At 53.6% G+C, this 23,733-nt stretch carries 18 protein-coding genes; 11 read left to right on the top strand and 7 right to left on the bottom strand.

The window, feature by feature from the left end:
• Positions 1-12: 12 nt before the first annotated feature.
• The 4 genes from purB to ACT9TW_RS14310 all read left to right on the top strand — a co-directional run bounded on the left by purB (position 13) and on the right by ACT9TW_RS14310 (position 4,857).
• Entirely contained in the window at positions 13-1,383 is a 1,371-nt protein-coding gene (gene purB, locus ACT9TW_RS14325; protein WP_446492796.1) for an adenylosuccinate lyase, read from the top strand.
• Positions 1,384-1,508: 125 nt separating this feature from the next.
• Positions 1,509-2,180 (top strand): two-component system response regulator PhoP, encoded by a 672-nt coding sequence (gene phoP, locus ACT9TW_RS14320; protein WP_446493836.1) that lies wholly within the window; start codon positions 1,509-1,511, stop codon positions 2,178-2,180.
• Positions 2,181-3,644: a two-component system sensor histidine kinase PhoQ gene (gene phoQ, locus ACT9TW_RS14315; RefSeq protein ID WP_182060555.1), complete on the top strand. Its 1,464-nt coding sequence runs from the start codon at positions 2,181-2,183 to the stop codon at positions 3,642-3,644.
• Between the two features lie 91 nt (positions 3,645-3,735).
• Positions 3,736-4,857, top strand: a complete 1,122-nt coding sequence (locus tag ACT9TW_RS14310; protein WP_446492795.1) for a ribosomal protein uL16 3-hydroxylase — start codon at positions 3,736-3,738, stop codon at positions 4,855-4,857.
• Between the two features lie 91 nt (positions 4,858-4,948).
• Here ACT9TW_RS14310 and pepT read toward each other — a convergent pair whose 3' ends face one another.
• The gene (gene pepT / locus ACT9TW_RS14305; RefSeq protein ID WP_446492794.1) at positions 4,949-6,172 is read right to left on the bottom strand and encodes a peptidase T; all 1,224 of its coding nucleotides are present in this window, start codon (positions 6,170-6,172) and stop codon (positions 4,949-4,951) included.
• Between the two features lie 267 nt (positions 6,173-6,439).
• Here pepT and potA point away from each other — a divergent pair, with 267 nt between their 5' ends.
• From potA to potD, 4 genes are read left to right on the top strand one after another with little or no spacing between them, the layout of a single operon-like run.
• Positions 6,440-7,558 (top strand): spermidine/putrescine ABC transporter ATP-binding protein PotA, encoded by a 1,119-nt coding sequence (gene potA, locus ACT9TW_RS14300; RefSeq protein ID WP_446492793.1) that lies wholly within the window; start codon positions 6,440-6,442, stop codon positions 7,556-7,558.
• Positions 7,542-8,399 carry a spermidine/putrescine ABC transporter permease PotB gene (potB, locus tag ACT9TW_RS14295; protein WP_446492792.1) on the top strand — a complete coding sequence of 286 codons (858 nt, stop codon included), beginning with the start codon at positions 7,542-7,544 and terminating at the stop codon, positions 8,397-8,399. Before potA ends, potB begins: the two co-directional genes overlap by 17 nt.
• Entirely contained in the window at positions 8,396-9,187 is a 792-nt protein-coding gene (gene potC / locus ACT9TW_RS14290) for a spermidine/putrescine ABC transporter permease PotC (RefSeq protein ID WP_446492791.1), read from the top strand. Before potB ends, potC begins: the two co-directional genes overlap by 4 nt.
• Positions 9,184-10,218: a spermidine/putrescine ABC transporter substrate-binding protein PotD gene (gene potD, locus ACT9TW_RS14285; RefSeq protein ID WP_446492790.1), complete on the top strand. Its 1,035-nt coding sequence runs from the start codon at positions 9,184-9,186 to the stop codon at positions 10,216-10,218. Before potC ends, potD begins: the two co-directional genes overlap by 4 nt.
• 47 nt (positions 10,219-10,265) lie before the next feature.
• On the opposite strand, the gene ACT9TW_RS14280 is transcribed toward potD, so the two are convergent.
• Positions 10,266-11,495, bottom strand: a complete 1,230-nt coding sequence (locus tag ACT9TW_RS14280) for an EAL and HDOD domain-containing protein (RefSeq protein WP_446492789.1) — start codon at positions 11,493-11,495, stop codon at positions 10,266-10,268.
• A gap of 238 nt (positions 11,496-11,733) precedes the next feature.
• On the opposite strand from ACT9TW_RS14280, the gene ACT9TW_RS14275 reads away from it, so the two are divergent.
• Positions 11,734-13,665 carry a methyl-accepting chemotaxis protein gene (locus tag ACT9TW_RS14275; RefSeq protein WP_446492788.1) on the top strand — a complete coding sequence of 644 codons (1,932 nt, stop codon included), beginning with the start codon at positions 11,734-11,736 and terminating at the stop codon, positions 13,663-13,665.
• Positions 13,666-13,724: 59 nt separating this feature from the next.
• Here the strand turns inward: ACT9TW_RS14275 and cobB are convergent, their stop codons facing one another.
• The 5 genes from cobB to lolC are packed head-to-tail and all read right to left on the bottom strand — an operon-like array spanning position 13,725 to position 18,664.
• Positions 13,725-14,546: a Sir2 family NAD+-dependent deacetylase gene (gene cobB / locus ACT9TW_RS14270; protein WP_446492787.1), complete on the bottom strand. Its 822-nt coding sequence runs from the start codon at positions 14,544-14,546 to the stop codon at positions 13,725-13,727.
• Between the two features lie 14 nt (positions 14,547-14,560).
• On the bottom strand, positions 14,561-15,472 hold the full coding sequence (gene nagK / locus ACT9TW_RS14265; RefSeq protein WP_446492786.1) for an N-acetylglucosamine kinase: 912 nt from the start codon (positions 15,470-15,472) through the stop codon (positions 14,561-14,563).
• A 54-nt stretch (positions 15,473-15,526) separates the two neighbouring features.
• Positions 15,527-16,771, bottom strand: a complete 1,245-nt coding sequence (gene lolE / locus ACT9TW_RS14260; RefSeq protein ID WP_166716935.1) for a lipoprotein-releasing ABC transporter permease subunit LolE — start codon at positions 16,769-16,771, stop codon at positions 15,527-15,529.
• Positions 16,771-17,472, bottom strand: coding sequence for a lipoprotein-releasing ABC transporter ATP-binding protein LolD (lolD, locus tag ACT9TW_RS14255; protein ID WP_010429765.1), 702 nt, complete (start codon positions 17,470-17,472; stop codon positions 16,771-16,773). The genes lolE and lolD overlap by 1 nt, the downstream gene beginning before the upstream one ends.
• A complete protein-coding gene (gene lolC / locus ACT9TW_RS14250) occupies positions 17,465-18,664 on the bottom strand; it encodes a lipoprotein-releasing ABC transporter permease subunit LolC (RefSeq protein ID WP_446492785.1) in 1,200 nt (399 codons plus the stop codon). The genes lolD and lolC overlap by 8 nt, the downstream gene beginning before the upstream one ends.
• A 257-nt stretch (positions 18,665-18,921) precedes the next feature.
• On the opposite strand from lolC, the gene ACT9TW_RS14245 reads away from it, so the two are divergent.
• Complete coding sequence (locus ACT9TW_RS14245; RefSeq protein WP_446492784.1) at positions 18,922-19,995, top strand: acyltransferase family protein; 1,074 nt, start codon at positions 18,922-18,924, stop codon at positions 19,993-19,995.
• Positions 19,996-20,140: 145 nt separating this feature from the next.
• The gene (mfd, locus tag ACT9TW_RS14240; RefSeq protein WP_446492783.1) at positions 20,141-23,587 is read left to right on the top strand and encodes a transcription-repair coupling factor; all 3,447 of its coding nucleotides are present in this window, start codon (positions 20,141-20,143) and stop codon (positions 23,585-23,587) included.
• Positions 23,588-23,733: the final 146 nt, after the last annotated feature.

The following is a 23,733-nucleotide window of genomic DNA, read 5'->3' as shown; positions in this document are numbered from 1 at the left end:
GAGTTGCGAATTATGGAATTATCCTCACTGACCGCCGTTTCCCCTGTCGACGGACGCTACGGCGATAAAGTCAGCGCGCTGCGCGGGATCTTCAGCGAATATGGCCTGCTGAAGTTCCGTGTACAGGTTGAAGTACGCTGGCTGCAAAAGCTGGCCGCCCAGGCAGCAATCAAGGAAGTTCCTGCTTTTGACGCCCAGGCAAACGATTACCTTGATAAAATCGTTGCTGACTTCAACGAAGAAGATGCCGCGCGCATTAAAACCATCGAACGCACCACCAACCATGACGTGAAAGCGGTTGAGTATTTCCTGAAAGAGAAAGTGGCCGCCGTGCCTGCTCTGCACGCGGTGTCTGAATTCATTCACTTCGCCTGCACATCAGAAGATATTAACAACCTGTCTCACGCGCTGATGCTCTCTACCGCGCGCAAAGACGTGGTTCTGCCTTACTGGCGCAAAATCATCGATGCGGTGAAAGCTCTGACCGTTGAATATCGTGATATTCCGCTGCTTTCCCGTACCCACGGCCAGCCAGCCACCCCATCCACCATGGGTAAAGAGATGGCAAACGTGGCGTACCGTATGGAGCGCCAGTACCGCCAACTGGAGCAGGTTGAAATTCTGGGTAAAATCAACGGTGCAGTCGGTAACTACAACGCCCACATCGCCGCCTACCCTGAAGTAGACTGGCACCAGTTCAGCGAAGAGTTCGTCACGTCTCTTGGGATCCAGTGGAACCCGTACACCACCCAGATCGAGCCGCACGACTACATCGCCGAGCTGTTTGATTGCATCGCTCGTTTCAACACCATTCTGATCGACTTCGACCGTGACGTATGGGGTTACATCGCGCTGAACCACTTCAAGCAGAAAACCATCGCCGGTGAAATCGGCTCTTCCACCATGCCGCATAAAGTGAACCCAATTGACTTCGAAAACTCCGAAGGCAACCTGGGACTGGCAAACGCCGTACTGCAACATATGGCGAGCAAACTGCCGGTTTCTCGCTGGCAGCGTGACCTGACCGACTCCACCGTTCTGCGTAACCTGGGCGTGGGTATCGGCTATGCGCTGATCGCTTACCAGTCCACCCTGAAAGGCGTGAGCAAACTGGAAGTGAACCGCGATCGTCTGCTGGACGAACTGGATCACAACTGGGAAGTACTGGCAGAGCCAATCCAGACCGTAATGCGTCGTTACGGCATTGAGAAGCCATACGAAAAACTGAAAGAGCTGACCCGTGGTAAACGCGTTGATGCTGAAGGTATGAAACAGTTTATCGACAGCCTGGAACTGCCGGAAGAAGAGAAAACACGTCTGAAAGAAATGACTCCGGCGAATTACATCGGTCGCGCCATCACCATGGTTGATGAACTGAAGTAATCCTCCTTCTACCCTCTTTCCGCCCGGAAAGAGGGTTGCTTTTCCCCGGTTTAATAAATGTTTATCCCCACGACAACATAATCGGCGTTAAACTATTCATACCATTAATTTAGGGAGAAGAGATGATGCGCGTATTGGTTGTTGAAGATAATGCATTGCTACGCCATCACCTGAAAGTACAACTTCAGGAGATGGGACATCAGGTGGATGATGCCGAAGATGCAAAAGAAGCCGATTATTATCTCAATGAACACCTGCCTGATATTGCCATCGTCGATTTAGGATTGCCGGATGAAGACGGTCTGTCGCTGATTCGTCGCTGGCGCAGTCATGACGTTTCATTGCCGGTTCTGGTGCTGACCGCCCGCGAAGGCTGGCAGGATAAAGTCGAAGTGCTCAGTGCTGGCGCAGATGACTACGTGACCAAGCCGTTCCATATTGAAGAAGTGGCCGCGCGGATGCAGGCACTGTTGCGTCGTAACAGTGGGCTGGCATCGCAGGTTATCTCTATTCCTCCCTTCCTGGTTGATCTCTCCCGCCGTGAATTCTCCATTGACGACGAAGTCATCAAACTCACTGCGTTCGAATACACCATCATGGAAACGCTTATCCGCAATAGCGGCAAAGTGGTGAGCAAAGATTCGCTGATGCTCCAGCTTTACCCAGATGCCGAACTGCGCGAGAGCCACACCATTGATGTGCTGATGGGACGTTTACGTAAAAAAATCCAGGCTCAGTATCCCCAGGATGTGATAACCACCGTTCGTGGCCAGGGTTATCTGTTCGAATTACGCTAAATGAAAAGGATACTCCGCCATATTTTACCTCTCTCGCTGCGGGTTCGTTTTCTGCTGGCGACCGCAGCCGTTGTGCTGGTGCTCTCCTTGTCTTATGGCATGGTCGCCCTGGTCGGGTATAGCGTTAGTTTTGATAAAACCACATTTCGCCTGCTGCGCGGTGAAAGTAACCTGTTTTACACCCTGGCAAAGTGGGAAGATGACCACATCAGCGTGGACATGCCGGAAAACCTGAATCAGCAAAGCCCTACCATGGCATTGATTTACAATGAAAAGGGGAAATTGCTGTGGGCGCAGCGTGATGTTCCCTGGCTTGTCCAGCGCATCCGCCCGGAGTGGCTCAAAACTAACGGTTTTCATGAAATAGAAGCCGATCTTAACGCCTCCAGCACCTTGATCCGTAACGATCTCTCCCTCCAACAGCGACTGGATGAGATCCGTGCAGATGATAACGAAACGGAGATGACGCACTCCGTCGCCATTAACCTTTATCCTGCGACAACGCACATGCCGCAGTTGACCATCGTGGTGATCGACACTATTCCGGTTGAACTAAAACGTTCCTATAAGGTGTGGAGCTGGTTCATTTACGTTCTGGCAGCCAACCTGTTGCTGGTCATCCCTCTGCTTTGGCTGGCCGCCTGGTGGAGCCTGCGCCCTATCGAGTCGCTGGCAAAAGAGGTGCGCGAACTGGAAGAGCATCACCGTGAGAAGCTCAACCCGGACACCACCCGCGAACTGACGAGCCTGGTACGTAACCTTAACCGCCTGCTCAAAAGCGAGCGCGAACGCTACGATAAATACCGCACCACCCTCACCGACCTGACACACAGTCTGAAAACACCGCTTGCGGTGATGCAAAGCACGTTACGCTCAATGCGCAGCGCGAAGCTCAGCGTCGATGATGCCGAGCCGGTGATGCTTGAGCAGATCAGTCGTATTTCGCAGCAAATCGGCTATTACCTGCATCGTGCCAGTATGCGTTCCGGTAGCGCATTGTTAAGCCGTGAATTGCATCCGGTTGCTCCTCTGCTGGATAACCTCACTTCCGCGCTGAATAAAGTTTATCAACGCAAAGGGGTAAATATCAGCCTCGATATCTCCCCGGAAATCAGCTTTGTGGGTGAGAAAAATGATTTTATGGAAGTGATGGGGAATCTGCTCGATAACGCGTGCAAATATTGCCTGGAGTTTGTGGAGGTGTCTGCCCGACAGACAGAAAACGAGCTGCATATTATTGTTGAGGATGACGGCCCGGGAATTCCGCGCAATAAACGCGATGTCGTTTTTGACCGCGGGCAACGAGCCGACACGCTGCGCCCGGGCCAGGGCGTTGGTTTATCTGTCGCGCTGGAGATTGTTGATCAATACGATGGCAAGATTGAAACTGGCGAAAGCTTGCTGGGTGGCGCACGAATGGAAGCTATTTTTGGTCGTCAACAACCCACATCGAACGATAGTTAATCCGTTATGTGAAAAATGCGAGGATCTCGCACCCAGTCTCTGCTGCTTCCGTTATAATCCGTTTCAGTAAGAGCCTGCGGAATAAAAAAATATGGAATATCACTTAACACTTAACTGGCCCGAATTTATTGAACGCTACTGGCAAAAACGCCCGGTCGTTCTGAAGCGCGGGTTCAGCAATTTCGTCGACCCCATCTCACCTGATGAGCTGGCCGGTCTGGCAATGGAAAACGAAGTGGACAGCCGCCTGGTAAGCCACCAGGACGGGAAATGGCAAGTCAGCCACGGTCCGTTCGAAAGCTACGATCACCTGGGTGAAAACAACTGGTCTTTACTGGTTCAGGCGGTCAACAACTGGCATGAACCTACCGCAGCGTTAATGCGTCCGTTCCGCGCCCTGCCCGACTGGCGAATGGACGATCTGATGATCTCCTTCTCCGTTCCCGGCGGTGGCGTTGGCCCGCATCTGGATCAGTACGACGTGTTTATCATTCAGGGTACCGGTCGCCGCCGCTGGCGCGTGGGTGAGAAAGTGCCGATGAAACAGCACTGCCCGCATCCGGACCTGCTTCAGGTAGATCCATTTGAAGGGATTATCGACGAGGAGCTGGAGCCTGGCGACATTCTCTATATTCCACCTGGATTCCCGCATGAAGGTTACTCGCTGGAAAACTCCCTGAACTACTCCGTTGGTTTCCGCGCGCCAAGCGGCCGGGAAATGATCAGCGGTTTTGCCGACTACGTGTTGCAGCGTGAGCTGGGCAGCTATCGTTACAGCGACCCGGATGTACCGGCACGTGAGCATCCGGCCGATATCCTGCCGCAGGAGCTGGATAAGTTGCGCGGGATGATGCTGGATTTGATTAACGAACCTGAACATTTCAGACAGTGGTTTGGTGAGTTTGTCAGCCAGTCCCGTCACGAGCTGGACGTTGCGCCGCCGGAACCGCCATACCAGGCCGACGAAATTTATGATGCGCTGCAACAGGGCGATAAGCTGGTTCGTCTGGGTGGATTACGCGTGCTGCGCATTGACGAAGATGTTTTCGTTAACGGCGAGAAGCTGGATTCTCCGCACCGCCCGGCACTGGGATCCATCGCCAACAATATGGTGCTGACTGCCGATACCTTTGGCGATGCACTGGAAGACCCGTCATTCCTCGCGATGCTGGCCGCGCTGGTGAACAGCGGGTATTGGTTCTTTGAGGACTGAGTCGTCTTAACGCCCGGTGGCGCTGCGCTTACCGGGCCTAAAATTTGAACGTAGGCCGGGTAAGGCGTAGCCGCCACCCGGCTTAACGTGGCTACCGTTTCGCCGTTAACTCCGCGATCCGCACGATCACTTTCACCGCTTTCTCCATGCCTTCCAGCGTCACGAATTCGTGTTTGCCGTGGTAGTTATACCCGCCGGTAAACAGGTTCGGGCACGGTAGTCCCATGAACGAAAGCTGCGAGCCGTCGGTGCCGCCGCGAATCGGTTTCAACAGGGGTTCAATATCGCAGTCCCGCATCGCCTGCTGGGCGATATCAAGGATATGCGGATGCTCCATCACCTTCTCGCGCATATTGTAATAGCTGTCTTCGATGATCAGCTCAATATAGCAATCAGGGTGCAGCCCCTTGCCCACCTTTTTGGCGATTTCCATCATCTTGCGCTTGCGGGCTTCAAAGGCTTTGCGGTCGAAATCGCGGACAATGTAGTGCATCTGCGCGCTGTCCACGGTGCCTTTGATATTGGTCAGGTGGTAGAACCCCTCATACCCTTCGGTCAGTTCCGGGCTCTCTTCTGCCGGGACTTCTGCATGAATGCGTGCCGCCAGCGACAACGCATTCACCATCACCCCTTTTGCCGAGCCTGGATGTACGTTGTTGCCCACAATTTTAATAGTGACCGACGCCGCATTGAAGTTTTCATACTCCAGTTCGCCAACGCCGCCGCCGTCAACGGTATAGGCCCATTGCGCGTTAAAGGCTTCAACATCAAAATGCTTCGCGCCCTTACCGACCTCTTCATCTGGCGTGAATGCCACGCGGATATCGCCGTGCGGGATATTTTTGCCTTTCAGTACCGCCAGCGCCGTCATTATCTCGGCAACACCGGCTTTGTCATCCGCACCCAGCAGGGTTTTACCGTCGGTGGTGATCAGCGTTTGCCCCAGCAGCTGATGCAATACCGGGAACATCACCGGAGAGAGCACTTCATCACCAATGCCCAGCGCAATATCACCGCCGCGGTAGTTTTCGACAATCTGCGGGTTAACATGCTTACCGCTAAAATCCGGTGAGGTATCGACATGGGAGATAAAGCCGATGGCCGGGATCTCTGCGTCGACATTCGCAGGCAGCGTCCCCATCACAGTGCCTTTATCGCTGAGTGTGACGTTGACCAGCCCCAACTCCTCGAGTTGCCCTTTCAGCAGGTTTAATAACTTCCACTGACCTTCGGTGCTCGGCACCTGTCGGACACCCGGTTTAGATTGGGTATCCAGCGAAACGTACTGTAAAAAACGCTCAAGTAATTTATCCATGCAGTCACCCTCACTTTTTGTGACAACATTATCAATAAGCATCAAAACGCAAATATTGCGTCAGGTCACTTTTATCCCGCAAACGAGAATTTTTTCCGTTTATGCTGAGGTGCGATAATAAATGTAGCTTATGAATCAGTGACAAGGATTGGCGATTACAGTGGTTTGCCGTAAAATGTCCGCCCTCATTAAGAGTCACCAAGGTGGTTACACACAAACCCCGCTTCGGAATGCCACCCGGAGCGTCTATATGGGACAGCGCAAAAATTGAATACACAACCCCGTTCCCTTTCGCCGCTGGTGCAACTGGAACGAATTCGTAAAAGCTTTGATGGTAAAGAAGTGATTTCCGATCTCAATCTGACCATCAATGACGGTGAGTTTCTTACGCTGCTTGGCCCTTCAGGCTGCGGCAAAACAACCGTATTGCGCCTTATCGCCGGGCTGGAAAATGTCGATAACGGCCACATCCACCTTGAGAACCTCAATATAACCCAGGTTCCTGCCGAAGAACGTCACGTCAATACCGTCTTTCAGAGCTATGCCCTGTTCCCGCACATGACCGTGTTTGAGAACGTGGCGTTTGGCCTGCGGATGCAAAAAACGCCGGCAAACGAGATCCCACCCCGTGTGACCGACGCGCTGAAAATGGTGCAGCTGGAAGAGTTTGCCCAGCGTAAACCGCATCAGCTTTCCGGTGGTCAACAGCAGCGTGTCGCCATTGCGCGCGCCGTGGTCAACAAGCCGCGCCTGCTGCTGCTGGATGAATCCCTCTCGGCGCTGGATTATAAACTGCGCAAACAGATGCAAAATGAGCTGAAAGCACTGCAACGTAAGCTTGGCATTACGTTTGTCTTCGTGACCCACGATCAGGAAGAAGCGCTCACCATGTCAGACCGCATTGTGGTGATGCGTGACGGCAAAATTGAGCAAGACGGTACGCCCCGCGAAATCTACGAAGAGCCCAAAAACCTGTTTGTGGCAAGCTTCATCGGCGAGATCAATATCTTCAACGCAATGGTGATTGAGCGCCTGGACGAACAGCGGGTGCGGGCAAATGTTGAAGGTCGCGAATGCAATATCTACGTGAACTTTGATGTTCAGCAGGGGCAAAAACTGAATGTGCTGCTGCGCCCGGAAGACTTGCGCGTCGATGAGATCCACCATCAGGCGGATGCCGAAGGGCTTATCGGCTATATCCGGGAACGGAACTACAAAGGGATGACCCTGGAGTCCGTGGTTGAGCTGGAAAATGGCAAAATGGTGATGGTCAGCGAATTCTTTAACGAGGACGACCCTGACTTTGACCACTCCCTCAATCAGAAAATGGTTATTAACTGGGTAGAAAGCTGGGAGGTTGTACTGGCTGATGAAGAACACAAGTAAATTCCAGAATGTGGTGATTGCCACTATCGTCGGTTGGCTTGTGTTGTTTGTCTTTTTACCCAACCTGATGATTATTGCGACCAGCGTCTTAACCCGTGATGATGCCAATTTCGTTACGCTGGTATTTACGCTGGACAACTACTCACGCCTGCTCGACCCGCTCTATTTTGAGGTGCTGCTGCATTCGCTCAATATGGCGCTGATAGCGACCGTCGCCTGTCTGGTATTGGGCTATCCCTTTGCGTGGTTTCTGGCGCGACTGCCGCAGAAAGTGCGTCCCCTGTTGCTTTTTTTACTGATAGTTCCCTTCTGGACCAACTCATTAATCCGTATTTACGGGCTGAAGTTATTCCTCAGTACCAAAGGGTACATGAATGAATTTCTGCTCTGGCTTGGAGTGATCGATACGCCTGTGCGTATCATGTTTACGCCAGGGGCGGTGATCATTGGTCTGGTGTACATATTGCTGCCGTTTATGGTAATGCCGCTCTACTCTAGCATTGAAAAGCTCGACAAGCCGCTGCTGGAAGCCGCGAAGGATCTGGGGGCGAACAGGCTGCAAACCTTTATCCGCATCATTCTTCCACTGACCATGCCGGGGATTATTGCCGGATGTCTGCTGGTGATGCTACCTGCCATGGGGCTGTTCTACGTTTCCGACCTGATGGGCGGGGCGAAAAACTTGCTCATTGGTAACGTCATTAAGAGTCAGTTCCTTAACATCCGTGACTGGCCGTTCGGCTCTGCCACCAGCATTACCCTGACACTGGTAATGGGCCTGATGCTGCTGGTGTACTGGCGCGCCGCACGTTTACTGAACAAGAAGGTGGAACTCGAATGATCGGTCGACTGCTTCGCGGCGGTTTTATGACCGCCATTTATGCCTATTTATACATCCCGATTATCATTTTGATCGTGAACTCGTTTAACAGCTCGCGTTTCGGGATCAACTGGCAAGGTTTCACGACCAACTGGTACAGCCTGTTGATGAACAACGACAGCCTGTTGCAGGCGGCTCAGCACTCGCTGACGATGGCTATCGTCTCTGCAACCTTTGCCACGCTGATAGGCTCCCTGACCGCGGTGGCGCTCTATCGCTACCGCTTTCGCGGCAAACCGTTCGTCAGTGGGATGCTGTTTGTGGTGATGATGTCGCCAGATATCGTGATGGCGATTTCACTGCTGGTGCTGTTTATGCTGCTGGGTATACAGCTTGGCTTCTGGTCGTTACTGTTTTCCCATATCACCTTCTGCCTGCCGTTTGTGGTGGTCACCGTCTACTCGCGTCTGAAAGGGTTTGATGTCAGGATGCTTGAAGCGGCGAAGGATCTGGGTGCCAGCGAGATGACTATCCTGCGCAAAATCATACTACCGCTGGCAATGCCTGCCGTTGCCGCCGGGTGGCTGCTGAGCTTTACCTTGTCGATGGATGACGTTGTGGTCTCCTCTTTCGTGACCGGGCCTGGCTATGAAATTCTGCCGTTGAAGATTTACTCGATGGTGAAAGTTGGCGTTTCGCCTGAGGTGAACGCGCTGGCGACTATTCTGTTGGTGTTATCGCTGGTTATGGTTATTGCCAGCCAACTTGTTGCGCGTGATAAAACAAAATCTCTGGGGACATCGAAATGAAAAAAATGTTTGCCGCTGCGGCGCTGGTGCTGGGTATGAGCACGGCGCACGCTGATGACAGCAAAACACTATATTTCTACAACTGGACCGAGTACGTGCCGCCTGGTCTACTGGAACAGTTCACCAAAGAGACCGGCATCAAGGTTATCTATTCCACCTATGAGTCGAATGAAACCATGTACGCCAAGCTCAAAACGTACAAAGATGGCGCGTACGACCTGGTGGTTCCATCGACCTATTTCGTCGACAAAATGCGCAAAGAGGGCATGATCCAGAAGATCGATAAAACGAAGTTGTCCCACTTCAATAACCTCGATCCGCAGATGCTCAACAAGCCGTTCGACCCGAATAATGACTACTCCATTCCGTATATCTGGGGTGCAACGGCCATTGGGATCAACAGTGACGCCATTGACCCGAAAACCGTCACCAGTTGGGCAGATCTGTGGAAGCCTGAGTATAAAAGCAGCCTGCTGTTGACCGACGATGCGCGCGAAGTGTTCCAGATAGCACTGCGTAAGCTGGGGTATTCCGGTAACACCATCGATCCGAAAGAGATTGAAGCCGCCTATAACGAGCTGAAAAAACTGATGCCAAATGTGGCGGCGTTCAACTCTGATAACCCGGCTAACCCGTATATGGAAGGTGAAGTGAACCTCGGGATGGTCTGGAATGGCTCCGCCTGGGTTGCGCGTCAGGCCGGTACGCCGCTGACAGTTGTCTGGCCAAAAGAGGGCGGGATCTTCTGGATGGACAGCCTCTCTATTCCGTCTAACGCCAAAAACGTTGAGGGTGCACTTAAGCTTATCAACTTCCTGCTGCGCCCGGACGTGGCAAAACAGGTTGCCGAAACCATCGGTTATCCAACGCCAAACCTGGCCGCGCGTAAACTGCTAAGCCCGGAAGTCGCAAACGATAAGTCCCTGTATCCGGATGCCGACACAATCAGTAAAGGCGAATGGCAGAATGATGTTGGCGACGCGAGCCGCCTTTACGAAGACTATTACCAGAAGTTAAAAGCTGGCCGCTAATCGGCATCACGTTCTTCCTCACTCCGTCTGCACGGAGTGAGGAAGGATTAATTAACAGCATTCTCCCCGGCCCAGAGCGTTGCCATTCGCATAGCCTCGATAACCTCTTCCTCTGACAGCCCCAGCGCATTGCACATTTTGGCCGCATCACTCCACTTCTGCTGTTCGTACAAACGACAAAGCGATACCATTTCGGCCAACACGCCTTCCTGATGACACAGCGCATTGCTCACACTTTGCGGCACCGCAATTTGCTTCATCAACTCCGTCATCGGCAATTCAAGGATGGTATCGAGTAACGAGAACAAGCCGCAGATAAACGCATTTTCAGCCAGCATTGGCTCATCCATTTTCTCAGCCACCAGCTCGCAGAATTTGCCCCGCATCATGCTCAGAGGGTAAAGTTCGTTGACGGTATCAGTGCCTGCACTGGCCAGCACCACGACCGCCACAAACCGTCTGAGCTGGTTTTCACCCAGATACATGAGCACTTCGCTCAGGGTTAACTTACTGAAATTACAGGCTCCTGCATATTTAAATGCGGTGTGTTTCATATACCGCATGATCTTATAGGACAACGTGAGGTCAGTTTTAATCAACGACTCAATTATCCTGAAATCGGGTTTATTGCGTCCCACTTCCACCTGAAGCCGGAAAATTGCCAGCTGGTTTTGCGATAAGCGTTTATATTTAATGATCTCCGGACGGCAAAAAAAGTATCCCTGAAAAAGTGAAAATCCTGCATCGCGATATTTCTCGAATTCCTCTTTAGTCTCAACTTTTTCAGCAAGATACTTAATATGTCCGGTCAGGTTTTTACGGTGTTGCAAATAATTTTCAATTTGCGCTAAGGTATTATTCCTTACGTCAAATTTCAGTATCGAAATATAGGGTAAAAAAACATCCCATTCAGCCGCCAGAGTAAAATCATCCAGCGCAAAACGATAACCATTAGCATTCATTTCTTTGACGGCCTGAAGAAGCTCTTCTCCGGGTATGGCGTCTTCAAGGATTTCAATGACCACGTTATCTTTATCCAGCGCTTCCCCGCTGCGATTGATGACCATGTGTGAGGGGAAATTAATAAACGACGTCAGTGCGCCTGCGATCCGCTGGGACGGAACACATAAGAATTGGTCAGAAATCATCCGGGATGTGGCATATTCCGCCGACACATCCGGGAAGCGGTTATTCATCCCATCTCTGAACAACAATTCATACGCAATGGTATTCATGTCCGTATTAAAAATGGGTTGTCTTGCGATAAATGCGTACATATACCGCCCTCCTTATCGGCCTTATTGTTATAAGCATCCTCTTTCTACACGAGTATATCGATCATTATCGAGCGCTATTTTGATTTATGGCACAAATTAATATAAACCACATAAAATGAAAGGCTTTATGATTTGTAAAATTTAAATTAAATAAACTCTCCGCTATACAGAAAAATGACGATATATCCGATAAATGATCTGTGCCTGCCCGCCAGGCACAACTTTACGGGAGAAGAGAATGAAAAACGCCATGGTCCAGAAGCAAAGAATAAGAGTCAAGACGTTGATGCTGTTATCCATTTTCATCACCGTGACGGTGGGTTTTACGGCAACGATTGGTTTTATGATGTGGCAATGGATGGCTCAGCAGGAACAGCTGGCTAAAAAACACGTCCAGCAAATTGCCCAGGTTCAGTCGTTACAGGTCAGCAAGCAGATGGATTCCGCGCTAGCTGCCGCCCATGATATTGGCAACAGCGCGCTGGCGCTGCGTGACGCGGGGATCCCCGGGCGCCAGGGGCTAAACCAGTTGCTGGTTCATTATCTCGCGGCTCACCCCAATTTTCTGTCCATGTCGATGGCTTTTGAGCCCAATGCTTTTGACGACAAAGATGCCAGCTTTGCCGGTCAGAGCGGTGAGGATGCGGCAGGCCGCTACGCTCGTTACGTTGACCGCGATGCCACAGGTAAACCAGCTTTACACCTGCTGACCGACTTCGAAACGCCGGGCAGCGGCGACTACTATCTGCTGCCAAAGCAGCGCCAGAAAGATGTCATCATCGAGCCCTATATCTACCCCTATAACGGCGTGGATGTGATGCTCACCTCGATTGCGGCACCTGTCATGCACAATGGGCAGTTTCTGGGGTCTGTGACGTCTGATTTCTCGCTCGCCACGCTGCAAAAAATGATTGGGGCCATTAAACCCTGGAACGGCACAGGCTACGCTCTGCTCCTTTCGGCTGGCAATAACGTGGTCTCCAGCCCTGATAAAGGCGCAGTAGGTAAACCTTACTCCGGTAAAGTGACAGGCCGCGAGGTTTCACGCGCCGACGACCCGCTGCTGAAAGAAGAGGCGTTTATTACCTGGCAGACAATTAATATCGGCAACAGCCAGACGCCGTGGAAGCTGGCCATCGTGACGCCGGTGAGTGAAGTGATGTCCGAAGCGCGCCAGTTTTTGCTTAAAGCCATTATTCTGATGGTGTTAAGCATCGTGGTGGTGAGCCTGGTGATGGCGCAAATCTTTACCCGCAAAGTGGATCGGCCGGTTGGTGGAGAGCCTTTAGCGGCCGCAGGGATCGCCCTTGCGGTTGCCAGAGGAGATTTGAACAACGCTATTCCTGTGCGGGCGGGCGATACCAGCAGCATTTTTTACGCACTGCACACCATGCAGATGCAGCTTAAACGCATCGTCGATAACATCAACGAAGCCAGCCATTCTGTGCATGGCGGTACCAGCGAAATTGCGGCCGGTAATCTCGACCTGGCGTCCCGCACCGAAGAACAAGCAGCCGCCATTGTGGAAACCGCCGCCAGCATGGAGGAAATTTCTGTCACGGTGAAAAACAACGCCGACAATGCACATAAGGCGACGCGCCTCACCGACCAGGCGGCTACCATTGCCGGTCACGGCGAAATGCTGGTGAATGAAGTGGTGGAGGTTATCGGCGAAATCGACGAGAGCGCACGTAAGATTGGTGAGATCAACAGCATCGTGGACGGTATCGCCTTCCAGACCAATATCCTCGCGCTGAATGCCGCCGTGGAAGCAGCCCGGGCAGGCGAACAGGGACGCGGTTTTGCCGTGGTGGCAGGTGAAGTACGTAACCTTGCCCAGCGCAGCGCCAGTGCGGCCAAAGAGATCTCGCAACTGATTGCCGAGTCTTCGGGTCGCGTCAGTAAAGGGGTTGAGCTGGTTAACGAAACCGGTGGAATGATGAAACAGATCATTGAGGCCGTTTCACATGTTCATCTGGTGATTAACGAGATTGTACAGGCGCTGGACGAGCAAAACCGGGGCATTAGCCAGGTCAGCACAGCAGTCAATCAGATGGACAGCACGACCCAGCAGAATGCGTCGTTGGTTCAGCAGATCTCTGCGGCGGCCATGTCGCTGGACGAACAGGCCAAATCGCTGGAGAAGACGCTGGCGTTCTTTAATTCATAACCAAAAACAAGGCCGGGTAGCTTTTCGCACACCCGGCCTCGCCAATACACCATGCGCAGTTACAGCCCTTGCAGCAGCTTATCGACAAAATCCGGTACAACCTGACTTGCCAGCCCGTAGTGCTTCTCTTCAAACTCGCTACCGACCTGACTCGGTTCCAGGTTAAGCTCAACGGTATGCGCCCCCTGTAACCGGGCTTCATGAACAAACCCTGCCGCCGGATAAACATGGCCTGAGGTGCCGATGGCGATAAACACATCCGCCATGGCCAGCGCGCTATAGATTTCATCCATTCCCAGCGGCATTTCTCCGAACCAGACCACGTGCGGGCGCAGGCGCGACGGGAACTGGCAGCAATGGCAACGGTCATCAGGCTGCACATCGTCCGTCCAGTCGAGCACCTGTCCGCTCCAGGCGCAGCGCACCTTCAGCAGTTCGCCGTGCATATGGATGATATTGCGGTTACCAGCACGCTCGTGCAGGTTGTCGATGTTCTGGGTTATCAGCAGAAAACGGTCACCCAGCGTATCTTCCAGCCGGGCCAGCGCCAGATGAGCCGCGTTCGGGGCCACCTCAGGTTGCTGAAGCTGCCGACGGCGCGCATTATAGAACCCCTGGACTAAATCGGGATCCCTGGCGAAGCCTTCTGGGGTTGCCACATCCTCTACACGGTGCTCTTCCCACAGCCCGTCAGCCGCACGAAACGTGCGAATACCGGATTCGGCAGAGATCCCCGCGCCGGTCAGTACCACCACTCTGGGTTTATCCATCGCTTCTGGCATCATCCTGTCTCTGAAAAAGATCCGCTGGCGCAAGCGCTCACGCAAACGGCGTTTATTTTTACGAAAACGGCTGAGTCGACCTAACCGACGCGACAGCATAGTAACCTCGTAGACTAATCGGAGAGATGAAGGAAAGCGGCTCCGCGCATTCCTCCTGCATCCCCGTGGCGCGCACGTTCAATACGCGGCACACGGGCAACGGGCAATAAATGTCGGGGCAAACGCCCGGACAACTGTTCTGTTATCGCGGTAAAGTTTGATAACCCGCCGCCAATCACCAGCAGATCGGGGTCGACGATGGTCAGGATATTCCCCAGACACACCGCCAGCAAATCCAGGTAGCGTTCAACATGTTCACGCGCCTGTTCATTACCCTGTTCCCACAACGTAATGATGTGTGGGGCATCAATTTTCTGATGATAGAAGTGTTCGTATAGCCATGCAAACCCACCCCCGGAGAGATAGTTCTCGATGCAACCATGCTGGCCACACCCGCATCGGGTGAGCGGAAAATCACGCCCCACGACCTCCAGCGCATCCACTGGCAGGCGAATATGACCAAACTCACCGGTGATGTAACTGCGCCCGGTAATAGGCTTACCGTTGACAACGATTCCCCCGCCGACGCCCGTGCCGAGGATAAGCCCCATCACCAGCGGATACTGTCGAAACTCGTCATCCCAGGCTTCGGAAAGGGCAAAACAGTTGGCATCGTTGTCTAAACGCACGTCGCGTTCAAGGAGAGCGGAAAGGTCGGCACGCAGCGGTTTGCCGCTGGCCGCAGGCACGTTGGCGGCATACAGCGTGCCGTCGTCGGTTTCGGGCATCCCCGGAATACCAATGCCCACCGTGCCTTTCACGCCAAAACGCGCGTCGGCTTGTGCCACCAGCGTGGCAATAGCGGTTAAGAATTCATCGTAGCTTTCGCGCGGCGTGGGAACGCGGGTTTCCCACTGCAATTTGAGGTTTTCATCAAATACGCCCAGCGCAATTTTGGTGCCGCCAATATCAAATCCATAATACATAACGCATTCCTCTTTCTGATTTGGCGACCCAATAGCCGCTAAATCATGACGAAATTACTGGCCACTTAATACCCTCGCCGGATCAATTCGGCTTGCGCGACGCGCCGGATACCAGCTTGCCAGCAGACTCAGTAAAAGTGCTGTAACCAGCACATAAATAACGTCCAGCCAGTGCAATTCAGACGGCAGGAAGTCAATAAAATAGATATCACCTGACAGGAACTGGTGGCCGATAAGCTTTTCAATCAAGTTAATAATCGGCGTCAGCTGGAGAGAAACCACCACGCCAATCACCACACCGCAGAGGCTGCCAAACAGCCCCGCCAGTAAGCCATACCAGACGAAAATGGCGCGAATAAGACCGTCTTTCGCCCCCAGGGTGCGCAGCACGGCAATGTCACCGCTCTTGTCTTTAACGGCCATCACCAGGGTCGACACGATATTAAAGCAGGCTACGCCAATCACCAGCACCATGGCCAGGTACATAATGGCGCGGATCATCTGAATATCACGGTACATATAGCCGTACGTGCCAATCCAGCTCTTGATGTAGACGTAATTATTGGTGACCCCACCCGCATCACGGACCAGTTTATTGGCGTTAAAGACGTCGTTGACCTTAATGGCAATGCCCGTCACGCTGTCACCCATGTCCAGATACTGACGCGCATCTTCCATCGGCACCATTGCAAAGCTGTGATCGAGCTGGCCGCTCAGTTGGAGAATACCCGTTACGTGCAGACGCACGCGTTTTGGCTGCTGTAATTTATGGTCCGCACTGGCATTGGGGATCATGATGGAAACCCAGTCACCCTGCTTCACTTTCAGCGCGTCAGCCACGCCTTTACCCATAATGATTTGCTGCTCGCCGGGCTTAAAGTTCGCCCACGCGCCGTTCTGAACATATTTCGGTAATGCGCTTAAACGCTCTTCCTGCTGCGGGTTTACCCCTTTAACCTGAATGGCTCGCAGGTTTACCCCGCTTTCCACCAGCCCGGTAAAGTTGATATACGGCGCAGCAGCAGCAATGCCCGGCACTTTTTCCACTTTATTGAGCGCATCACTCCAGTTCGTCCAGGGTTGGTTAACCGGCTCGATTTCGCCGTGAGGCACCACCGCCAGAATGCGGTTGTTGAGCTCACGCTCAAAGCCGTTCATGGCGCTCAGCCCCACAATCAGCACGGCAACACCCAACGCAATCCCCACGGTGGAAATCACCGAGATAAGCGACACCATGCCGCCGCGACGGCGACCACGGCTAAAGCGTAAACCGATGAGTAACGATAACGGTGAAGCCATTACTCCGCTCCCATCAGGGTCAGCTCGGCGTTCAGATGACCATCGCGCATCTCAAGCTGACGGCCCATGCGTTTAGCCAGTTGCAGATCGTGGGTCACCACCAGAAATGCGGTTCCCTGGGACGCGTTAAGTTCGCCCAGTAGCTGGAAAATGCTGTCTGCATTACGCGCATCCAGGTTACCGGTTGGTTCATCTGCCAGCACCAGGCGCGGGTTGTTCACCAGCGCACGGGCAATCGCCACACGCTGACGCTCGCCGCCAGACAGCTCAGACGGACGGTGATTACCGCGATGCCCAAGCCCCACTGCTTTCAACATATCGCTGGCGCGGGCGTTAATTTCTGCCGGTTTCTTTTTGCCAATCAGCAGCGGCATCGCCACGTTTTCCAGCGCCGTGAAATCCGGCAGCAGGTGGTGGAACTGGTAGATAAAGCCCAGCTCTCGGTTACGCAATTCAGCTTTCGCCGCAGAAGACATTTTGCTCATCGGCTGGCCGGAGAAAATCACGTCGCCCTCCGTCGGCGTATCCAGCCCGCCCAACAGGTGCAGCAAAGTACTTTTACCGGAGCCGGAGCTGCCGACAATCGCCATCATCTCGCCTTCACCCACGCTAAAGCTCACATTGTGCAGGACATCAGTCTGTACAGTGCCTTCCTGATAGCGTTTGGACAGGTTGTCGCATTGCAACAGGATCTTATTCATAACGTAAAGCCTCAGCGGGTTGAGTGGCGGCAGCGCGCCATGAAGGATAAAGCGTGGAAAGCAACGCAATAGCCATCGCGGCCATTGCAATGCCAATCACCTGCAACGGCTCAATAGCGACTGGCAGCGCCGCGCCATCGAGAAGTGCACCGATAATTGGCATTAAATTATTGAGCTGACTGGCCAGCAATGCGCCCAGCACTGCACCTAACAGCGCGCCGATAATCCCGGCGCTGGCACCCTGAACCATAAACACAGCCATGATCTGACGCGGCGTTAGCCCTTGGGTTTGCAGAATGGCGACTTCGCCCTGTTTTTCCATCACCATCAGCCCAAGCGAGGTGATGATGTTAAACGCGGCAACCGCCACGATCAGGCTCAGAAGCAGCCCCATCATGTTTTTTTCCATGCGCACAGCCTGGAACAGCTCGCCTTTACGTTCACGCCAGTCCTGCCATTTTGTCCCTTCTGGCAGTTTTTGCTGGCTGAGAACATCCACTTTTAACGGCGCATCAAGCCACAGACGCCAGCCGGTGATATTACCCGCCGGATAGCGCATCAGGCGCGATGCATCCTGAATGTTCACCAGCATCTGATAGCCATCGACCTCGCTGTTGGCAGCAAAGGTGCCAATAATGTTGAACAGACGCTGGCTTGGCAGACGCCCCATCGGCGTGAACTGGCTGGCAGACGGCACCATCACACGCAGTTGATCACCACGGTTAGCACCAAGTTGCCCGGCAAGCTGCTCACCGAGGATCACGTTGTATTGCCCCGCCACGAGATCGGTTTGCTTCACGTTAACCAGATAAGGCGTGAGCGGATCGTCCTGTGCCGGGTCGATCCCCAGCATCACTCCAACCGCCACGCTGCGGGCGCTTTGCAGCACCACGTCACCGGTTGTGAGCGGCGCAACGCGCGTCACACCCTGCAATTTCGCGGCACTTTCCGGCAGCTGTTGCGGGTTAACGGAACCGTTTGAAGAAGAGAGTACGGCCTGTGGCATCAGCCCCAGGATGTTGTTTTGCAGCTCGCGCTCGAAGCCATTCATCACGGAGAGAACCGTCACCAGTGCCATCACGCCAAGCGTGATACCAATAGTGGAAAGCCAGGAGACAAAGCGACCGAATCGGTCCGCGGCGCGCCCACGCATGTAACGTAAGCCTATGAAGAGTGCGACAGGTTGGTACATGAAATCCGTCTGTTTGCTGATAGCAGACCCACGAGTATATAAGCGAATCCGTTAAGCGTAAATGACTGAAACCGTAAGCTTTGGTAATCATTTTTCCGAAAAAATCAGATAAATCATAGTGCTACTCGCTGAACATAGATACTGCGCCCTCCACCTTTTCCGAAAAACGTACTGATACAGACTGTTACTGATTACATCCCCTGCCCCTTCACCCAGGATAAACGGTTCGTTTATGGCAATACAGGTACCGTTTCCCGATGAAACAAAAAGCATTATGGATTAACCAGATAAAAGGGCTGTGCATCTGCCTGGTGGTGATTTATCACTCGGTTATCACCTTTTATCCGCATCTCAGCGGGCTACAACATCCTCTGTCCGGCCTCCTCGCCAAATGCTGGGTCTATTTTAACCTCTACCTCGCACCGTTTCGGATGCCGGTATTTTTCTTTATTTCAGGCTATTTGATACGCCGGTATATCGATGAAGTGGGCTGGCGAACCAGCCTCGATAAGCGCATCTGGAGCATTGTCTGGGTGCTGGCCCTGTGGGGTGTCCTGCAATGGCAGGCGCTGAGCCACCTGAATGCCTGGCTGGCCCCAGAGCGCGAATTAGCCACCTCATCCAACGCCGCCTACGCGGATTCGGTCCCAGCGTTTATTCTGGCGATGCTCACCGCCAGCACCAGCCTGTGGTATCTGTACGCCATGGTGGTCTACTTCACGCTGTGTAAGCTCTTAAGCCGCTGGAAACTGCCGGTGCTGGGGCTTCTGGCGTTGGCGAGCATCGCGATAAACTTCCTGCCGCTGCCGTGGTGGGGGATGAACAGTGTGGTGCGCAATATGGTCTACTACAGCATGGGCGCATGGTATGGTGCTCAGCTCATGGCATGGATGAAAGGGCTGTCACTGCGCCGCGCCTGGCTGCCCATTGCCGCGTTCGGTGCGGTATCTGTTGTGCTGTGGTTTGCCAATGCCCCGCTATTGCTCTCCCTGCTGTCCGTACTGCTTATCATGAAACTCTTCTATAGCGTTGAACAACGCTACGCTGTACATCCCAATAACCTGCTTAATGTGATTGGCTCAAACACGATTGCCATTTACACCACGCATCGCATTTTAATCGAGGCATTTAGCCTGTTCCTCATTGGCGAAATGAATGGCGCGTCCTGGCCTGTCTGGGCGGAGCTGGCGCTGCTGCTCATCTATCCGTTTGCCAGCCTGTTGATCTGTACACTTTTCGGTCTTGGTGCACGCAAGCTTTCTACCGCGCTGTTTGGTGACCTGTTCTTTTCCCCACCTGCTCGTCTTTCTCTGGTGTCAGCCGCCCGCTAACGTCCAACTCGCCCTGATTCAGGGCGAGTTTACCGCCTGTGCGGTTCCAGTTTGCTTATGCAAAACGATCGAGGATAATAAAGACATTGCGTATCAGTGATATGCCCCAATACTGGGTATACCCATAAGAGACTCTGACATAGCCATGCCTGAACACTACCGTTATTCCTTGCCCGGCAAAGCGGGCGACCAACGCCAGCTGGGTGAACTCACGGGCGCGGCGTGCGCCACACTGGTGGCAGAAATCGCAGAGCGGCATCCCGGTCCGGTCGTACTTGTCGCCCCGGATATGCAAAATGCATTACGCCTGCATGACGAAATCCGCCAGTTCACCGATAACCTGATCTTCAGCCTGGCTGACTGGGAAACGCTGCCGTATGACAGCTTCTCCCCGCACCAGGAGATCATCTCCTCACGCCTGTCCACGCTCTACCAGTTACCGTCCATGCAGCGCGGCGTGCTGATTGTGCCGGTAAACACCCTGATGCAGCGTGTCTGTCCGCACAGCTATTTGCATGGTCATGCGCTGGTGATGAAAAAAGGCCAGCGTCTGTCGCGCGATGCCCTACGCGCGCAGCTTGAAAGCGCCGGATACCGCCATGTTGATCAGGTAATGGAACACGGCGAATACGCCACGCGCGGCGCCCTGCTGGATCTGTACCCGATGGGCAGCGACCAGCCTTACCGTCTGGACTTTTTTGACGACGAAATCGACAGCCTGCGCGTCTTTGATGCCGACACTCAGCGTACGCTGGAAGAAGTTGAATCCATCAACCTGCTGCCTGCTCACGAATTCCCGACCGACAAAACCGCCATCGAACTGTTCCGCAGCCAGTGGCGCGACAAGTTCGACGTGAAGCGCGATGCGGAGCATATCTATCAGCAGGTCAGCAAAGGCACGCTGCCTACCGGGATCGAATACTGGCAGCCCCTGTTCTTTAACGAGCCATTGCCTGCGCTGTTTAGCTATTTCCCGGCAAATACGCTGATTGTTAACACCGGAGATGTCGACGCCAGCGCCAGCCGTTTTGAAGGTGAAACCCGCGCCCGTTATGAGAGCCGTGGGGTTGACCCGATGCGCCCACTGCTGCCACCCGAACAGCTGTGGCTGCGTGCCGATGAGTTAAATGCAGAACTTAAGCGCTGGCCGCGTGTGCAACTCAAAACGGACACCCTTGCCGGTAAAGCCGCGAACACCAACCTCGCCTTCCAGAAACTGCCTGATTTGGCCGTACAGGCGCAGCAAAAATCGCCACTGGATAGCCTGCGTAAATTCCTTGAGGCCTTTACCGGGCCAGTGATTTTCTCGGTAGAAAGTGAAGGCCGCCGCGAAGCATTAGGTGAGCTGCTCGGGCGCATTAAAGTCGCCCCTAAACGTATATTCCGTCTTGATGAAGCCACCGCTAACGGGCGTTACCTGATGATCGGCGCCGCCGAGCATGGTTTTATCGATACGCTCAATAATCTGGCACTGATCTGCGAAAGCGACCTGCTGGGCGAACGCGTGGCACGCCGCCGCCAGGATAGCCGCCGCACCATTAACCCGGATACGCTTATCCGCAACCTGGCGGAATTGCACCCGGGCCAGCCCATTGTTCACCTTGAGCACGGTGTTGGTCGTTATCAGGGGATGACCACCCTTGAAGCGGGCGGCATTAAGGGTGAATACCTGATGCTGACCTACGCCAACGACGCCAAACTTTACGTACCAGTTTCGTCACTGCATCTGATTAGCCGTTATGCCGGGGGTGCCGAAGATAACGCACCGCTGCATAAACTGGGCGGTGATGCCTGGGCCCGCGCGCGCCAGAAAGCCGCCGAGAAAGTGCGTGATGTGGCCGCTGAGCTGCTGGACATTTACGCCCAGCGCGCAGCCAAAGAAGGTTACGCCTTTAAGCATGATAAAGAGCAGTATCAGCTGTTCTGCGACAGCTTCCCGTTTGAAACCACGCCGGATCAGGCCCAGGCCATCAACGCGGTATTGAGTGATATGTGTCAGCCGCTGGCAATGGACAGGCTGGTCTGCGGAGACGTAGGCTTTGGGAAAACCGAAGTGGCGATGCGCGCAGCGTTTCTGGCCGTGGAGAACAACAAGCAGGTCGCCGTACTGGTGCCGACCACGCTTCTTGCCCAGCAGCATTATGACAACTTCCGCGATCGCTTCGCCAACTGGCCGGTACGTGTGGAAATGCTTTCCCGTTTCCGCAGCGCCAAAGAGCAGACGCAAATTCTGGAGCAGGCAAGCGAAGGCAAGATCGATATTCTGATCGGTACCCACAAACTGCTGCAAAGCGACGTGAAGTGGAAAGATTTAGGGCTGCTGATTGTCGATGAAGAGCACCGCTTCGGCGTGCGTCATAAAGAACGTATCAAAGCGATGCGCTCCGATGTCGACATCCTGACCTTAACCGCCACGCCAATTCCGCGAACCCTGAATATGGCCATGAGTGGAATGCGCGATCTGTCGATTATCGCCACACCACCGGCACGCCGCCTGGCGGTAAAAACCTTCGTACGCGAGTACGATAGCCTGGTGGTACGCGAAGCCATTCTGCGTGAGGTGCTGCGCGGCGGGCAGGTTTACTATCTCTTTAACGATGTCGAAAACATCCAGAAAGCGGCAGATAAACTGGCGGAGCTGGTTCCTGAAGCACGTATCGCCATCGGGCACGGGCAGATGCGTGAACGCGAGCTGGAACGGGTGATGAACGATTTCCACCACCAGCGTTTTAACGTGCTGGTCTGTACCACCATTATTGAAACCGGTATCGACATCCCAACGGCAAATACCATCATCATTGAACGCGCGGATCACTTTGGTCTGGCGCAGCTACACCAGCTGCGTGGCCGCGTTGGGCGTTCGCACCACCAGGCCTACGCCTGGCTGCTGACGCCGCATCCGAAATCGATGACCACTGATGCACAAAAGCGTCTGGAAGCCATCGCCTCGCTCGAAGATCTGGGGGCAGGGTTTGCCCTGGCAACGCACGACCTGGAGATCCGCGGTGCCGGTGAATTACTGGGTGAAGACCAGAGTGGTTCCATGGAAACCATAGGCTTCTCGCTGTATATGGAGCTGCTGGAAAACGCCGTTGATGCGCTAAAAGCCGGGCGTGAACCGTCACTGGAAGATTTGACCAGCCAGCAAACGGAAGTCGAGCTGCGGATGCCGTCCCTGCTGCCGGACGATTTTATCCCGGATGTGAACACTCGCCTTTCGTTCTACAAACGCATTGCCAGTGCGAAAAGTGAAAACGAACTGGAGGAGATCAAAGTTGAGCTTATTGACCGCTTTGGCCTGCTGCCAGATGCCGCGCGAAACCTGCTGGATATTGCCCGACTGCGTCAACAGGCACAGAAACTGGGCATTCGTAAGCTGGAAGGTAATGAGAAAGGTGGCGTGATTGAGTTTGCCGAGAAGAATCACGTCAATCCGGTGTGGCTGATTGGTTTACTGCAAAAACAGCCGCAGCATTTCCGTCTGGACGGGCCAACGCGCCTGAAATTCACCCAGGAGTTGGCTGAACGTAAAGCCCGTATGGACTGGGTGCGTAACTTTATGCGCCAGCTGGAAGAAAACGCGATCGCATAACTTGCCCTCACTCCCCGGCAGTATGAGCGCTGCCGGGGAGACAATTTACAAACTCTTTGCAAACCCCCTGGATTTCCCGACACATCCATTCGTCATAATTATCATTAACTTCTTGAATAACAATAACCTTATCATTTATATGGATT

The organism is Enterobacter sp. C4G1, from assembly GCF_052886895.1.
Note: the sequence above shows the minus strand (reverse complement) of the source record. Positions and strands in the feature narration are given on the sequence as shown.